Below are 15438 nucleotides of genomic sequence, written 5' to 3' on the forward strand. Positions count from 1 at the left end.
ATTGTGGGCACCTGCTTTGTGAAGGACATGGACCATGAAGAAACGTGTTGCCTTGGTGCTGGGCTCCGGTGGAGCCCGCGGTTATGCCCATATCGGCGTGATCGAGGAGATCGAACGGCGCGGCTACGACATTGCCTGTATCGCCGGTTGCTCCATGGGCGCCGTGGTGGGTGGGATCTATGCAGCCGGCAAGCTTGACGAGTACCGCAACTGGATCGAAAGCCTCGACTACCTCGATGTACTGCGCCTGGTCGACGTAAGCTTCCGCCTGGGTGCGATTCGTGGCGAAAAAGTCTTCGGCCAGATCCGCAAGATCGTCGGCGAGATCAACATCGAAGAACTGCGCATTCCCTACACCGCCGTAGCGACCGACCTGACCAACCAGCAGGAAATCTGGTTTCAGGAAGGTTGCCTGCACCAGGCCATGCGCGCCTCCGCGGCGATTCCAAGCCTGTTCACACCCGTGATGCAGGGCAACCGTATGCTGGTGGACGGCGGCCTGCTCAACCCACTGCCGATCGTGCCGGTGGTGTCGAGCCACTGCGACTTGATCATCGCGGTCAACCTCAACGCCACCAACCAAAAACATTACCAACTGCCCGTGATCCAGCGTCCGCCGGCGTTCAAGAGTCGCTTCAACAGCTTGGCCAAGTCGTTGGGTTCACACCTGCCGTTTCGCCGCAAACAAGCTGAACAGTTAATGAAGCTTGAGCAGGAGGCTTTGCACGCTCAGACAGCTGAGATCAACCCATGGCTGGAATCGGCCGAACCAGAATCCCAGCAACCCGCGGCGGCGCCGGAGAAAGCCGGGGCGCCAAAGTCGGCGACCGGTTCGTTCATCATCGACAACGTCGGCCCGGCGTCCCTGCTGGACCTGATCAACCAGAGTTTCGAGGTGATGCAGACATCGCTGGCGCAGTACAAGATCGCCGGTTACCCGCCGGATGTGCTGATCAACGTGCCAAAGCGCGTGTGCCGGTTTTTCGAGTTTTACAAAGCGCCGGAGTTGATCGCTTTGGGGCGGGAAATTGCCAGGGATACGTTGGACAAGTATGAGAGTGAGCAGGGCTGAAATGTGTGCTGTGGCTGATGGCCCTATCGCGGGCAAGCCCGCTCCCACATTCTGATCTGTGAACACATTCAATGGTGGGAGCTGGCTTGCCTGCGATGAGGCCTGCGCGGGCGCCGCCAAACTCAGGCATTCAACAACCGATACCCCACCCCCGCCTCGGTCACGATAAACCTCGGCTGAGTCGGGTCATCCGCCAACTTCTGCCGCAAATGCCCCACCACAATGCGCAGGTAGTGACTGTCTTCAGTGTGGGTCGGCCCCCAGATATCCTTGAGCAGTTGTTGCTGGGTAATTACCCGCCCCGGATGCCGCGCCAGTTGCGCCAGTACCGCGTACTCCTTGCGGGTCAGCGCCACTTCGGCACCGTCCAGCAGCACGCGGCGATAGGCCAGGTCCACCGTCAGCGGACCAAAACTCAAGGCCGCTTCCTGAGCCTCCCCCGCCGGGGCCTGGCGCAGTAATGCGCGCACGCGGGCGAGAAATTCCTGGATGCCAAAAGGCTTGGTCACGTAATCATTCGCGCCGCCATCCAGGGCCTCGACCTTCTGCACTTCACTGGCGCGCACCGACAGCACCAGCACCGGCACCGTCGACCACTCGCGAAACTCGCGCAGCACGTGTTGGCCGTCCATGTCGGGCAGGCCGAGGTCGAGCACCAGCAAATCCGGTTTGCTCAATGCCGCTTGGGCCAGGCCCTCGTTACCGGTGCCGGCCTCGATCACCTTGTAGCCCTGGGAGGCCAGGCTGATGCGCAGGAATTTGCGAATCTGCGGTTCGTCATCAATGACTAAAATCGTCGCGGTCTGGCTCATGGTGTCCAATCAAAATCCGTGGAAAAAAGAGGGTAGCTCAAGCCTCGCGTTCCAGGCCAGGCTGAGTCGGCAACGGCAGGAACAAGGTGATGCACGTGCCCCGCCCTTCAATGCCCTCGGCGACGCTGATACGCCCACCGTGTGCGCCAACCATGCCCTGGCAAATTGCCAGGCCCAGGCCCGTGCCCTGCCCGCCGCGATCACCGCGGGCGGCGGTGTAGAACATATCGAAAATCTTCGCGCGCTCGTCTTCGGGAATCCCCGGCCCTTCATCGGCCACCGCAAAAAACAATTGGTCATCCGCCACGCCCGCGCTCACCTCCAAACGGCCTTGGGCGGGTGAGAAACGCGCGGCGTTTTCCAGCACGTTGACCAGCGCCTGTTCGATCAAGGCGGCGTGCACATACAGCAACGGCAACTCGGCCGGCACGTCGGTCTTGACCTGCAGCGGCGCCAGCACCGCGCGCAAACGGCCAAGGGCGCTGCCGACGATATCGCCGGGCGAAACCCAATCACGCGCCAGTTTCAGCGCACCGTGGCCCAGGCGCGTCATGTCCAGCAAGTTCTGGATATAGCGGTCCAGGCGCTCGGCTTCATCGCGGGTGCCCTCAAGCAATTCGCGGCGATCCTCCAGAGGAATCGCCTCGCCGAGCGCCAACAGGCTGTCGATGCTGCCGCGCATGGACGTCAACGGCGTACGCAGGTCGTGGGACACAGAGGCCAGCAAGGCGCTGCGCAGTTGCTCGGTTTCGCCATGCAGACGCGCGGATTCGAGTTCCTGCGCCAATTGCGCCCGCGCCAAGGCCTGGGCCAGCGGCTGGCTCAATGCGGTGAGCAGGCGACGACGCTGCCCGCTCAGCTCCAGGCCCGGTTTGGGGCTCACGCCAAGCAACCCCAGCGGCCCCTCCTCGCCCGACAGCGGCCACCACCACCAGCGCCCGAACGGCAACGTGCCGGTGCCCATGCCGGCCGGCTGATCGTGCTGCCAGGCCCAATCGGCGGCGGCGCGTTCGGCTTCTGTGAGGTTCAGCGGTGAACCGGTCTCGACCTGCCAATCGCCATGCGCGTCCCGATTGACCAGGCAAAGCTCCAGATCGCTCCAGCCTTCCAGATGATGGGCCGCCGCACTGATCACCGCCTGGCGATCAGTGGCGGCGGTGAGTTTGCGCGACAGGTCGAGCAGTTCGCTGGTCTCTTCCTGAGTATCGCGCAAGGCCTGCAGTTGCCGACGCTGACGCGCGGCCAGGTTGCCGGTCAGTGCCGCCATCAGCAGAAAGAACAGCAGCGTCAACACGTCCTCTTCACGCTGGATGGCGAAGGAGAAATTCGGCGGAATAAACAGAAAATCGTAGGTCAGAAACGACAGCGCCGCACACACCAGCGACGGCCCCAGGCTGCTGCGCACGCCCACCAGCAATACCGCCGCGAGAAACACCAGCGAGATATTCGGCAGCGGCAACACGCTGGCCACAGCCCAAGCCAGCGCCGCCGCCACGATCGTCGCGACGACTGCCAGGCCATAATCGAACCACACCAACCCGCGCACATCCGGCAGTCGCGGCGGTGCGGGCACGTCGTCGCTGTCGAGGACGTTGATTTCCAGACCGCGCGCATTGCGCAGCAAGCGCGCCGCCAGCCCACCGCCGAACAACCGACGCCGCCAACGCATGCGCGACTGCCCGACCAGCAGCAGGCTCGCGCGGCGTTCGGCGGCATGCTGGATCAGCGTCTTCGCCACCTCGCCCGCCCGCAGCAACACCACTTCGCCGCCAAGGCGCTCGGCCAGTTGCTGGGCGTTTTGCAGGCGCAGGCGCGCTTGCTCATCGCGCGCGCGGCCGTTGTCGATATGCACCAGGCTCCAGGGCAAATGTCGGCGTTGAGCGACGCGGCTGGCATGACGCACCAGGCGTTCGGCCTGCGCATCGCCATCCACGCCCACCAACAAGCGGCCGCGCACCGCCGGCGCAGCCTGGCCCAGTTGCCGATAGCCCTGGGCCAGGTCGTCATCGACGTGGGCGGCGGCGGTCTGCATCGCCAGTTCGCGCAGGGCCATCAGGTTGGTCTGGGTGAAAAACGCGTCGATGGCCGCACGGGCCTGCTCCGGCACGTACACCTTGCCCTCGCGCAGACGCTCCAGCAGTTCGCGCGATGGCAGGTCGATCAGCAGCAACTCGTCTGCCTCTTGCAGCACCCAGTCCGGCAGGGTTTCGCGCACTTGCACGCCGGTGATCCCGCGCACTTGATCGTTGAGGCTTTCCAGGTGCTGGACGTTGACCGTGGTGAACACGTTGATGCCGGCGGCGAGCAGTTCCTGAATGTCCTGCCAGCGTTTTTCATGCCGGCTGCCGGGGGCGTTGCTGTGGGCCAGTTCGTCGACCAGCACCAGCTTGGGCTTGGCGGCGAGCAGGCCGTCCAGGTCCATTTCTTCGAGCATCACGCCGCGGTATTCGGTGCGCACCAACGGTTGCTGCGGCAAGCCGCTGAGCAAGGCCTCGGTCTCGGCGCGGCCGTGGGTTTCGACCACCCCGGCGATCAGCCGCACGCCCTGGCGCAGCTGGGTGTGGGCGGCCTGGAGCATGGCGTAGGTCTTGCCCACGCCCGGCGCGGCGCCGAGAAAAACTTTGAGCCGGCCACGGCCGTCCCGGGGCAGATCGGCTAACAGGGCGTCGGCGCGGCCGGAGTCGCTCATGCGTTGCGGTTCCTTCAGGTGTTTATTTGGAGTCCTTCAGGCCGCCATCGCGGGCAAGCCCGCCCCCACAGTTGGAATGCATTCACCTGTGGGGGCCGGGCTTGCCCACGATGGCGGCACCACGCTTACAACTTTTCCAGCGCCATGTTCAGCGCCAACACGTTCACCACCGGCGGCCCCACCAGCGGGCTTTCGATGTGCTCATCCAGCAAGCGCTGCAGGGTTGCCACCGGCACATTTCGTGCGGCTGCCACCCGCGCCAGTTGATAGGCAATCGCCGGTGGAGGCAAGTGTGGATCAAGACCGCTGCCAGAGGTAGTCAGCGAGGCCAACGGCACCGGCCCCTGGCCTGGCACCAGTTGTTTATTGGCATCATCGAAGACGCGCGTGGCCAACGCCGGGTTGCTTGGGCCCAGGTTACTCGCGCTGCTGGAAACCGTCGCAAATGCGCCGGCCGACGGGCGCGGATGGAACCACTGATCGCCGGTAAAATCCTGGGCGATCAGGCTGGAACCGCGCACTTTGCCGTCGGCATCGCGCACCAGACTGCCGTTGGCCTGGTCAGGAAAAGCGACTTGCGCGACACCGGTCACCACCAATGGGTAGGCGACGCCGGTGATCAGGGTCATGAGTACCAGCAGGCTCAAGGCCGGGCGGATCATGGTGGACATTTCAGATTCCTCACGTGAGTCATTGCAACCTGTGGGCGCCGACGTGGCGCCCACAGGAATCGGGTCAAACCAGGTGCAGCGCGGTCAGCAGCATGTCGATCGCCTTGATGCCCACGAACGGCACCACGATCCCGCCCAGCCCGTAGATCAGCAGGTTGCGACGCAGCAACGCCGCCGCGCTCGCCGCCTGCACGCGCACACCGCGCAGCGCCAGCGGGATCAGCACCACAATGATCAACGCGTTAAACACAATGGCCGAGAGAATCGCGCTCTGCGGGCTCTGCAAGTGCATCACGTTGAGCACGCCCAATTGCGGGTAGATCGAGGCGAACAGCGCCGGCAGGATTGCGAAGTACTTGGCCACGTCGTTGGCGATGGAAAACGTGGTCAGCGCGCCGCGGGTCACCAGCAATTCCTTGCCGATCTGCACCACGTCCAGCAGCTTGGTCGGGTCGCTGTCGAGGTCGACCATGTTGGCCGCTTCGCGAGCCGCCTGGGTACCGTCGTTCATCGCCATGCCGACGTCGGCCTGGGCCAGTGCCGGGGCGTCGTTGGCACCGTCGCCACACATGGCAACCAGACGACCGTCGTTCTGTTCGTGGCGAATGCGCGCGAGTTTTTTCTCCGGCGTGGCTTCGGCCAGCACATCGTCCACGCCGGCTTCGGCAGCAATCGCCGCAGCGGTCAGCGGGTTATCGCCCGTCACCATCACGGTGCGAATTCCCAGTTTGCGCAGCTCGGCAAACCGTTCGCGGATGCCAGGCTTGACCACGTCCTTGAGGTGGATCGCACCGAGCAATTTGCCGTCGGCGCACACCAGCAAGGGTGTGCCGCCGCTTTGGGCGATCTTGTCGATTTCCCGCGACAGTGCCGGTTGCAGGTCGCGGCGTTGTTGGCCGATAAACGCCAGCAGCGAATCCACCGCGCCCTTGCGGAACACACGGCCTTCGTAGTCGACACCGGACAAACGCGTTTCCGCACTGAAGGGCACCGAGGTCAGTTGGTCCAGGGTCGGCTCAGCCTGCGGGTGCAAGGTGCGCAGGTATTCGACGATGGATTTGCCCTCTGCGGTGTCGTCTGCCAGCGATGCGAGCAGCGCACCCTCGGCCAAATCCCGACCACTGACGCCAGGCGCGGCGATCACCGCCGCGCAGCGACGGTTACCAAAGGTGATGGTGCCGGTTTTATCCAGCAGCAACACATGCACGTCACCCGCCGCTTCCACCGCGCGCCCGGATTTGGCGATCACATTGAGGCGCACCAGACGGTCCATGCCGGCGATACCGATGGCCGACAACAAGCCGCCGATGGTCGTAGGAATCAGCGTCACCAACAGTGCGACCAGGAACACGAGCGGCAAGCTGCCATTGGCGAAGTGCGCGAACGGCTGCAGGGTGACCACCACCAGCAGGAAGATCAGGGTCAGGCCGATCAGCAGGATATCCAGCGCGACTTCGTTGGGGGTTTTCTGGCGTTTGGCGCCTTCCACCAGGGCGATCATGCGGTCCAGCGTGGACTCGCCCGCGTTGACGGTGATGCGGATCAGCAACCAGTCCGACACCAGCCGCGTGTTGCCGGTGACGGCCGAACGGTCGCCGCCGGACTCACGGATCACCGGTGCGGATTCGCCGGTGATCGCCGCTTCGTTGACTGCCGCGATGCCTTCGATGACCTCGCCGTCACCGGGGATCATTTCTCCGGCGGCGACGCGCACGACGTCGCCTTTGCGCAGGCTGGTGGCCGGCACGACCTTGAAGCTGCCGTCAGCCTCCTTGCGGCGTGCGCTGAGGCCTTCACTGCCAGCCTTGAGACTGTCGGCGCGGGCCTTGCCGCGACCTTCGGCCAAGGCCTCGGCGAAGTTGGCGAACAGCACGGTGAACCACAGCCACACGGCGATCTGCACGGCGACGAACGTCGGCACGTTGGTATCGGGCACAAAGCACAACACGGTGGTGAGGATGGCGGTCAGTTCGACCACCAGCATCACCGGCGAACGTTGCAGCTGGCGCGGGTCCAGCTTGACGAACGCCTGGCCCAGCGCCGGGCGCCATAGCGCAGAGATGGCGGTTTTTGGCGACTCCTGAGTTGTCACAGGGGCGGCGTTTTTTGCAGGCATATTCATTTTCATATCCCCTCTTAGAAGCCCATGCTCAGGTGTTCAGCGATTGGGCCCAGTGCCAGTGTCGGCAGGAAAGTCAGGCCGCCCACCAGCAAAATGGTCACGGTCAACAGGGTCACGAACAGCGGGCCATGCGTGGGGAAGCTGTTCTGGCCAATCGGAGCGGTCTTTTTCATTGCCAGGCTGCCAGCCAGAGCCAGTACCGGGAGGATGTAGCCGAAGCGGCCGATCAACATACCCAGGCCCAACATCAGGTTGTGGAACGCGGTGTTGCCACTGAAGCCGCCGAACGCCGAACCGTTGTTGGCACTGGCCGAGGTGTAGGCGTACAACAACTGGCTGAAACCGTGCGGCCCAGGGTTGCTGATGGCACCTGCCGGGCCTGGCAGGCTGGCGGCAATGGCGCCCAGTACCAGCGTGCCCACCGGCATCACCAGCAAGGTCACCACCAGCAATTGCACTTCCTTGGCCTGCAGCTTCTTGCCCAGGTATTCCGGGGTGCGGCCGATCATCAAGCCGGCGAGGAACACCGCGATCAACACGTTGAGCAACATGCCGTACATACCGGCACCGACGCCGCCGAAGATCACTTCACCGACCATCATGTTGACCAGCGCCACCATGCCGCTCAGCGGGTTGAGGCTGTCGTGCATGCCGTTGACCGAACCGTTGGACGCCGCCGTGGTGGTGACCGACCACAACACCGTGCCGGTGGTGCCGAAGCGCGCTTCTTTGCCTTCCAGCGGTGCGGTTTGCTCAACGGCCGGGTTGTTCAGGGTCGGGTTGGGTTGGTACTCGGCCCACAGCGACGTCGCGCCGCCGATCAGGAACAGCGCCAGCATGCAGCCGAGAATCGCGCGGCTCTGACGCAGGTCTTTCACGTAGTGACCGAAGGTGAACACCAACGCCACCGGGATCAGGATGATTGCCGACAGCTCGAACAGGTTGGCCCAGGCCGTCGGGTCCTCAAACGGGTGCGCCGAGTTGACGCCAAAGAAGCCGCCGCCATTGGTGCCCAGTTGCTTGATCGCAATCTGGCTGGCTGCCGGGCCGAGTGGGATCACCTGGTCCACGCCCTGCATCGTCACGGCATTCACGTAGTGCGCGAAGGTTTGCGGCACGCCCTGCCACACCAGGAACAGCGCGAATACCAGGCACAACGGCAACAAGCCGTAGAGGGTAGCGCGGGTCATGTCGACCCAGAAATTGCCCAGGGTCTTGGTGGACTTACGCCCGATACCACGGCACAGCGCGACCAGCACAGCCAGGCCGGTGGCGGCGCTGACGAAGTTCTGCACGGTGAGGCCGATCATCTGGCTGAGGTAGCTCAGGGAGGCTTCACCGCTGTAGTTCTGCCAATTGGTGTTGGTCATGAAACTGACCGCGGTGTTGAAGGCCAGCGTCCATTCCTGACCTGGCAATTTCTGCGGGTTGAGTGGCAGATATTCCTGGAACAACAGCACAGCGAACAGCAACACGAAACCGGCCAGATTGAACGCCAATAGCGCCAGCGTGTACTTCTGCCAGCTCTGTTCCTGGTGTTCGTCCACGCCAGACAGGCGATAACACGCGCGCTCAACCGGGCCGAGCACCGGCGTGAGCCAGGTGCGCTGGCCTTCCATCACCTTGTAATAGAACCTTCCCAGGAACGGTGCCGGCACCAGCACCACGGCAAAGAAGGCGATGATCAGCCAATAGTCATAACTGTGCATAGCCTGCTCCTAGTTCCGATCCGCGCGTAACAGCGCAACCAGCAGATAAATGAACAGCGCCACGGCCAATAGCAGTGACACCCCGTCCAGAACGCTCATGGAAGTCTCTCCGTTTTGCGGCGATTGCCGCGTGTGAGGCAATTGTCCGCAGGAGTGGCGTAAAGGAACGAGAGCGACGCTGGGGGCCGGGCGTAAAGACGGCGTAAAGAGTGGATTTATGCGGGGTTTACAGAGGTCGGTGGTGGCTGTTGGGGCCTCATCGCGGGCAAGCCCGGCTCCCACAGGTAACCGCAATCCCCTGTGGGAGCCGGGCTTGCCCGCGATGACGGCAGCTCAAACGCCCCTGCACTCAACTGGTGCAATGACAGAAGATTTCAAACGCCAAACCGTCTCCTCGACGACAGTTCGGCGTCTTTACGACAATGAATGGCGCACTGGCATGGCCGCTGCAACACCCTGAAATATTCCAAACCGTTCAGGGAGCGCAACACGATGAACACACAACTCAAACCCACCTTGGGCACCCTGCATCTGTGGGGCATTGCCGTCGGCTTGGTGATTTCCGGCGAGTACTTCGGCTGGAGCTACGGCTGGGGCGTCGCAGGCACGCTGGGCTTTCTGGTGACCTCGCTGATGGTCGCCGCCATGTACACCTGCTTTATATTCAGCTTCACCGAACTGACTACGGCGATTCCTCACGCGGGTGGCCCATTTGCCTACAGCCGTCGCGCCTTTGGTGAGAAAGGCGGCTTGATCGCCGGCCTGGCAACGTTGATCGAGTTTGTCTTTGCCCCGCCTGCGATAGCCTTGGCCATCGGCGCTTATCTGAATGTGCAGTTTCCGGCACTCGACCCCAAACACGCGGCCGTCGGTGCCTATATCGTCTTCATGGGCCTGAATATTCTCGGGGTGAAACTCGCGGCCACCTTCGAGCTGGTGGTGTGCGTGCTCGCCGTCGCCGAACTGTTGGTGTTCATGGGCGTGGTAGCGCCGGCGTTCAGCTTCAGCAACTTCGCCCTCAATGGCTGGGCCGGGTCCGACACCTTCGGCGCGCCGGCGATAGCCGGGATGTTTGCGGCCATTCCTTTCGCCATCTGGTTCTTCCTTGCCATCGAGGGTGCAGCGATGGCTGCCGAGGAAGCGAAGGATCCCAAGCGCACCATCCCAAAAGCCTACATCAGCGGGATCCTGACGCTGGTGGTGCTGGCCATGGGCGTGATGTTCTTTGCCGGCGGCGTGGGCGACTGGCGCACGCTGTCGAATATCAATGACCCGTTGCCGCAAGCGATGAAAACCGTGGTGGGCGACAGCTCCGGCTGGCTGCACATGTTGGTGTGGATCGGTCTGTTCGGACTGGTGGCGAGTTTTCACGGCATCATCCTCGGCTACTCGCGCCAGTTCTTCGCCCTCGCGCGCGCCGGCTACCTGCCCTCTTTCCTCGCCAAACTGTCGCGTTTTCAGACGCCGCACCGGGCAATCATTGCCGGCGGTGTGGTCGGCATCGCCGCCATCTACAGCGACGGCCTGATCAACCTGGGCGGCATGACGCTGACCGCCGCGATGATCACCATGGCGGTGTTCGGTGCCATCGTGATGTACATCATGAGCATGCTCAGCCTGTTCAAACTGCGTAAGACCGAGCCGCTGCTGGAGCGCACCTTTCGTGCGCCGGGCTATCCGATCGTGCCCGGCATAGCGCTGGTGCTGGCGGTGGTCTGCCTGGTGGCCATGGCCTGGTTCAACGCGCTGATCGGGCTGATTTTCCTGGGCTTCATGGTGGTGGGTTTTGTGTACTTCCAACTGACCGCGCAGGACCGCGCCGACGCACCGGCCGATGCGATGTTGACGGGGCTGTGAGGCTACTGGGGCAGAACGGGCCTACAATGAACTACTAAGAAAGCCCGTGACTCAAAGCAGCTATTACCGTGGGAAATTTCCCCACGGTTTGCTGCCTCAAGGAGAGCCCTATGCCGTGGTATGCCTGGTTGATTTTAGTGGTCGCGATCGGTTCGATCGTCGGTGGTTTATTGATGCTGCGTGACAGCGCCAACAAGGTGGAACTCACCGACGAACAACGCAAACGCGTGGCCGAGCGCAACGCCCAGGCAGACTCAAAGGACGCCCAGGACCGCTGAACCTGGCGCTACTCCCACGCCGCCTTGGCGATATGCAACCCGTGCTGGCCTTTATAGGCCGCACGTTCGGGCTGGCTCCAGCCATTGAGCAACTCCTCCTCCAGACGATAAATCTCCACACCCAAAGGGCGACACACCGTCAACGGATCCTGCGCGTCAGGCCCCCACATCGGCAGCGACAAATCCCCGCCCGGGCACGTCGACAGCGCGCAGAGCAAATCAATCTCGGCAAAAAACTCCAGGTAGTCGCCCTTCTGCGCCGGGCAGGCTTTCATGAAGTACATGTCATCGTGATTGAGGCCGGTGCACTGGAAAATATTCAACACGTCATGCACGTCGAATTCCGTCAGACCGTGGGGCAGCACCGCGCGTGTCAGGTTTGAGTGGCAATGGTGATGAAAGTCTTCGCCGGTGAGCATGCGATTCACATACGGATCGCAGCGCGTGCCAAGCAAGTCGTGCAGGCGCCCGCCATGCTCATCGATGCCATAACTCGCCAGGCTGTCATCGGTGATGGTCACCAGCGGCCGCAGAAACGGCAGGTTCGACCACAGTCGATCATGAGTGCTGACATGTGCGCCTTGTAACTGGCGGGTGCGTGCGGCCCAAAGACGTTCGCGAGGATCGTTGGCATTCCACACGTTGAAGTCACCCACTTGTGGCCCAACCGGCGTGGTAACCCGGAACACATGCCCGGCCGGCACCTTCCACGCCCTGCCCGTGCGAATCGGCACTTCGAACTGCTCGATCAATGTGCGTTGGTCCGCACGATCACGAATGCGCTCATAGAACGCGATATCAACCTGCAGCGCAGAACCTTTACTGACCTGGTACGCGGCCGGATAGTCTTTATACATGGGGCAATCCTCCATCAGGGGTGATCAAACAAGGCCAACGACAGGCGTTCCGAATCATCGAGATACAGGCTCATTGCCTCCCCGCTGCCGGCTTATCATTGTTTAGTAGGAGTTGGTAAGTCTCGCGATCGCGCTCGGGCCAAGGAGACTGAAAACGTTGCTCATCGGGCGCTGCACAAAACACTAGGCGCAGCTGCGCGATAACCTGGGCGAAAAACTCATCGAACAAAGGGCTGCGCATCAGCCCGACAATCTGCTGATGGAACACCAGGCTGTGGATGGCCACCGCGCGCCAATCCTCACGCTCACGGGCCAAGGTGGTGACATCGATGGCGTTCTGCATGCGCTCGGACTGATGCCCGGTGAGCGAACCGCTCTGGGCGAGAGCCTCCAACTCAAGAGTGCGCCGAACGACGAACAAATCGCGCACTTCCTCACGCTCCAATCGGCGAACCATCACCCCCTTATTACGCAAGTAGCGGGTCAACCCTTCTTGCCCCAAACGGTGCAATGTTTTGCGAATCGTATTGCGCGATGTGTTATAGGCCTTCACCAACTCGCCCTCGACCAACGCCATCCTAGGCAACAGCCGCCCGCCGATAATGTCGGCACGCAACTCCAAGGCAACCTGGTCGGCTGAAGACTGAGGGGATACATTGCTACCTCGTGATTGTTGAACAATCTTTTATGGAGAGATAATCACGTTTCGTGCCAAGGAGTAGCAGGTCTTGATGAATGATAGCGTCGCGTACTGAAGGAAGGAGACGCGTGCATAAAAAAACCGGAGCCCTCATCAGACTCCGGATTTTTCAGCAGCTTGAAGATTAGCCAACAAACCCTATGTGAACAGCGTTGGGATCAATATTCAGCTTCCTTTATTGACTTAGTTGATTACCACCCTATCGCGATTCTTTTCCAGCAGCGCCTTGCCGATACCCTTTACCTCCAGCAACTCATCCACTGCCGTAAAGGGACCATTAGTTTCACGGTAAGCGACAATCGCCTTCGCCTTAGCCGAACCAATGCCGAAGAGGTCACGGCGCAAGGTCTCAGCGTCGGCAGCATTCAAGTTGACCTTGGCGGATTGCTCGGCTGCTGCCATTTGGGCGGTGATGGGGGCTGTCACTTCAGGCTTAGCGGAAGGGGCTGCGATGGCGGTGACAGAGAGAGTGGTGAGGAAAGCGAAGATCAGCGAGGTGAAATAGGTGTTTTGCATTTTGACGCTCCATGACATTGCTAAGAGAAGCAGCTTTTCCGAAGCTGCTCTTCAACCTTAGATGGTGTTGGTAATTCGTCAAAAACGCTTGAGTTACAAGGTGTTTAATTAAGGGTCGAGACGGCGCTGTTGGTAGATCCAGTCGACGATTTCGCCATCCGGGGAATAGCCGCTGACGGTGTCGCGCAGGAGTTGTCGGACGCGCGTGTAATCGTCCTGTTCCACGGCTGCGAGCAACTCGGTCAGCTTGAGCTTGAGCACATCCCAAGAAAGGTGATCTTCATTAGCACTCATGATCATCGGGTGCCGAGTAGCAAGAACGTCGTCACCAATTAGCAACTCTTCATAAAGCTTCTCACCAGGGCGTAAACCGGAGAACTCGATAGCAATATCACCGTGCGGATTTTTTTCCGAACGAACGCTCAAGCCCGATAAGTGAATCATCTTTTCAGCCAGCTCGACGATTTTTACCGGCTCGCCCATGTCCAGAACAAACACATCCCCCCCCAACCCCATAGAGCCTGCCTGGATGACCAGTTGAGCCGCTTCGGGGATCGTCATGAAGTAGCGGGTGATTTTCGGATGAGTAACCGTTAGCGGTCCCCCAGACTTGATCTGTTTGTGAAAGAGCGGGATCACCGAGCCGGAAGAGCCCAGCACATTACCGAAACGCACCATGGTAAAGCGCGTTTTGTTAACCCGAGAGACGTTAGACTTATCACCGAATAATACGGGTGCCAGCTCAAGGCTTAAAGCTTGCAGGGTGAGCTCAGCCAGACGTTTGGTGCTGCCCATCACATTGGTCGGCCGCACGGCTTTGTCTGTGGAAATCAGTACAAAATTCGACACTCCTGCCTGAAGCGCTGCCTGCGCAGTGTTCAGCGTGCCGAGAACGTTGTTCAACACGCCCTCTGCAATATTGTGTTCAACCATAGGCACATGCTTGTAAGCCGCCGCATGATAGACAGTGTCAACGTGCCAGGTTTTCATCACGTCCAGCAGTTTTGACTCATTACGTACAGAGCCCAGGATCGGCAACACCTTAACCAATAGCGATTCTCGAGTAATACGTTGCTCAAGTTCCGAAAGAATGCTGTAGAGGTTGAATTCACTGTGCTCAAACAACAACAACGTGGTCGGCTGCAGAGCGAGAATCTGCCGGCAGAGCTCAGAGCCAATGGAACCGCCCGCCCCTGTTACCAAGACGCTTTGCCCCTTGATACAGTGCTCCAGCAGCTCAGCCTGAACAGGTACTGCATCCCGCCCCAATAAGTCGGCGATGTCAACTTCCTGAATATCATCTACTTTGACCCGTCCACTGGCCAAGTCCATGAATCCGGGGACGCTTCGTACATGAAGAGGGAACCCTTCAAGGAACCCGAGAATTTCCCGGCGGCGACCTCGGTTCGAGGAGGGAATGGCCAGTAGAATTTCTTGCGCCCCCGTTTCCTCAATCATCTGCTGAATACGCTTGGGCTTATAGACCTGCAACCCGGAGATAACGCGGCCAGAGATTCCGTTATCATCATCAATGAATGCCACAGGGCGCATTACTCGGCCCATGCGCAGCGCAGCAACTAGCTGATTACCTGCAGCCCCCGCACCATAGATGGCAACCCTGGGTAACCCGTTATCCCTGCTAGTGAATGGTACGTGTTGAACCGCTGCAAACCAGTCACCCAAGAAATACTGGCGCATCGCCAGGCGCAGCCCACCAATCATGATCAGGCTGAGCCACCAATAGTTGAAAATGATCGAGCGCGGGACCACATTTTCATGATTGCTGTACCAATACACAACCACACCAAGGATAAGCGCTGACAGGCTGACGGCCTTGATGATTGCTATTAATGCGTCGTTGCCAAAATAACGCATCACCGCTCGGTACATCCCGAAACGAATGAACAGAGGGATGGCCACCAGCGGGGCGGCGAGGAATAGCCAGAGATGTCTGCTGACAGGATTTATCATTTCGTCGATGCCAAGGCGAACGAGAAACGCCGCCCACAACGAAAGCCAGACCAACACGACGTCCGTTCCAACCTGAATGAAACGTTTTTGCCGGCGCGACAGCGCCAATAGAAACAATCTAACTTTATCCATAAAATCCCCGCCGTTCTTTACTAGCTGCCCCTGAACGTCCTGAGACGCGCAT

12 protein-coding genes and 1 pseudogene are annotated in these 15438 nt (G+C 60.8%); 3 read left to right on the plus strand and 10 right to left on the minus strand.

Features of this window, described 5'->3' with window-relative positions; all coding sequences use genetic code 11:
• Positions 1–34 precede the first annotated feature (34 nt).
• Positions 35–1072 (plus strand): patatin-like phospholipase family protein, encoded by a 1038-nt coding sequence (locus ACP7B3_RS13870; protein ID WP_262207617.1) that lies wholly within the window; start codon positions 35–37, stop codon positions 1070–1072.
• A gap of 122 nt (positions 1073–1194) precedes the next feature.
• On the opposite strand, the gene ACP7B3_RS13875 is transcribed toward ACP7B3_RS13870, so the two are convergent.
• From ACP7B3_RS13875 to kdpF, 6 genes are all read right to left on the minus strand, one after another.
• The gene (locus ACP7B3_RS13875; RefSeq protein ID WP_242193825.1) at positions 1195–1884 is read right to left on the minus strand and encodes a response regulator; all 690 of its coding nucleotides are present in this window, start codon (positions 1882–1884) and stop codon (positions 1195–1197) included.
• Positions 1885–1921: 37 nt separating this feature from the next.
• Positions 1922–4573: a DUF4118 domain-containing protein gene (locus ACP7B3_RS13880; protein ID WP_426179204.1), complete on the minus strand. Its 2652-nt coding sequence runs from the start codon at positions 4571–4573 to the stop codon at positions 1922–1924.
• Between the two features lie 125 nt (positions 4574–4698).
• Entirely contained in the window at positions 4699–5244 is a 546-nt protein-coding gene (gene kdpC, locus ACP7B3_RS13885; RefSeq protein WP_106576850.1) for a potassium-transporting ATPase subunit KdpC, read from the minus strand.
• Positions 5245–5308: 64 nt separating this feature from the next.
• Positions 5309–7366, minus strand: coding sequence for a potassium-transporting ATPase subunit KdpB (kdpB, locus tag ACP7B3_RS13890; protein WP_426179206.1), 2058 nt, complete (start codon positions 7364–7366; stop codon positions 5309–5311).
• A gap of 14 nt (positions 7367–7380) precedes the next feature.
• A complete protein-coding gene (gene kdpA, locus ACP7B3_RS13895) occupies positions 7381–9075 on the minus strand; it encodes a potassium-transporting ATPase subunit KdpA (protein ID WP_145163185.1) in 1695 nt (564 codons plus the stop codon).
• 9 nt (positions 9076–9084) lie between these two features.
• Entirely contained in the window at positions 9085–9174 is a 90-nt protein-coding gene (gene kdpF, locus ACP7B3_RS13900) for a K(+)-transporting ATPase subunit F (RefSeq protein WP_003218754.1), read from the minus strand.
• A gap of 393 nt (positions 9175–9567) precedes the next feature.
• Here kdpF and eat point away from each other — a divergent pair, with 393 nt between their 5' ends.
• Positions 9568–10932 (plus strand): ethanolamine permease, encoded by a 1365-nt coding sequence (eat, locus tag ACP7B3_RS13905; RefSeq protein WP_145163183.1) that lies wholly within the window; start codon positions 9568–9570, stop codon positions 10930–10932.
• Between the two features lie 110 nt (positions 10933–11042).
• Complete coding sequence (locus tag ACP7B3_RS13910) at positions 11043–11210, plus strand: DUF2897 family protein (protein WP_083359476.1); 168 nt, start codon at positions 11043–11045, stop codon at positions 11208–11210.
• An 8-nt stretch (positions 11211–11218) separates the two neighbouring features.
• Here ACP7B3_RS13910 and ACP7B3_RS13915 read toward each other — a convergent pair whose 3' ends face one another.
• The 4 genes and pseudogenes from ACP7B3_RS13915 to ACP7B3_RS13930 form a co-directional block, all read right to left on the minus strand.
• Positions 11219–12067 (minus strand): urea carboxylase-associated family protein, encoded by an 849-nt coding sequence (locus ACP7B3_RS13915; RefSeq protein ID WP_426179209.1) that lies wholly within the window; start codon positions 12065–12067, stop codon positions 11219–11221.
• A gap of 14 nt (positions 12068–12081) precedes the next feature.
• A pseudogene (locus tag ACP7B3_RS13920) lies at positions 12082–12724 on the minus strand (GntR family transcriptional regulator).
• A 226-nt stretch (positions 12725–12950) separates the two neighbouring features.
• Positions 12951–13283 (minus strand): ComEA family DNA-binding protein, encoded by a 333-nt coding sequence (locus ACP7B3_RS13925; RefSeq protein ID WP_145163179.1) that lies wholly within the window; start codon positions 13281–13283, stop codon positions 12951–12953.
• A gap of 108 nt (positions 13284–13391) precedes the next feature.
• Positions 13392–15386: a polysaccharide biosynthesis protein gene (locus tag ACP7B3_RS13930; RefSeq protein ID WP_145163177.1), complete on the minus strand. Its 1995-nt coding sequence runs from the start codon at positions 15384–15386 to the stop codon at positions 13392–13394.
• Between the last annotated feature and the right edge of the window lie 52 nt (positions 15387–15438).

The organism is Pseudomonas sp. TWRC1-2 (assembly GCF_049896685.1).
Taxonomy (GTDB): Bacteria; Pseudomonadota; Gammaproteobacteria; order Pseudomonadales; family Pseudomonadaceae; genus Aquipseudomonas.

Excerpts from the sequence above, each read along its gene's own strand:
- eat (WP_145163183.1), top strand. The coding sequence starts at position 9,568 with ATGAACACACAACTCAAACCCACCTTGGGCACCCTGCATCTGTGGGGC.
- kdpF (WP_003218754.1), bottom strand. The coding sequence starts at position 9,174 with ATGAGCGTTCTGGACGGGGTGTCACTGCTATTGGCCGTGGCGCTGTTC.
- ACP7B3_RS13870 (WP_262207617.1), top strand. The coding sequence starts at position 35 with ATGAAGAAACGTGTTGCCTTGGTGCTGGGCTCCGGTGGAGCCCGCGGT.
- kdpB (WP_426179206.1), bottom strand. The coding sequence starts at position 7,366 with ATGAATATGCCTGCAAAAAACGCCGCCCCTGTGACAACTCAGGAGTCG.
- kdpC (WP_106576850.1), bottom strand. The coding sequence starts at position 5,244 with ATGTCCACCATGATCCGCCCGGCCTTGAGCCTGCTGGTACTCATGACC.
- ACP7B3_RS13930 (WP_145163177.1), bottom strand. The coding sequence starts at position 15,386 with ATGGATAAAGTTAGATTGTTTCTATTGGCGCTGTCGCGCCGGCAAAAA.
- kdpA (WP_145163185.1), bottom strand. The coding sequence starts at position 9,075 with ATGCACAGTTATGACTATTGGCTGATCATCGCCTTCTTTGCCGTGGTG.
- ACP7B3_RS13925 (WP_145163179.1), bottom strand. The coding sequence starts at position 13,283 with ATGCAAAACACCTATTTCACCTCGCTGATCTTCGCTTTCCTCACCACT.
- ACP7B3_RS13875 (WP_242193825.1), bottom strand. The coding sequence starts at position 1,884 with ATGAGCCAGACCGCGACGATTTTAGTCATTGATGACGAACCGCAGATT.
- ACP7B3_RS13910 (WP_083359476.1), top strand. The coding sequence starts at position 11,043 with ATGCCGTGGTATGCCTGGTTGATTTTAGTGGTCGCGATCGGTTCGATC.
- ACP7B3_RS13880 (WP_426179204.1), bottom strand. The coding sequence starts at position 4,573 with ATGAGCGACTCCGGCCGCGCCGACGCCCTGTTAGCCGATCTGCCCCGG.
- ACP7B3_RS13915 (WP_426179209.1), bottom strand. The coding sequence starts at position 12,067 with ATGTATAAAGACTATCCGGCCGCGTACCAGGTCAGTAAAGGTTCTGCG.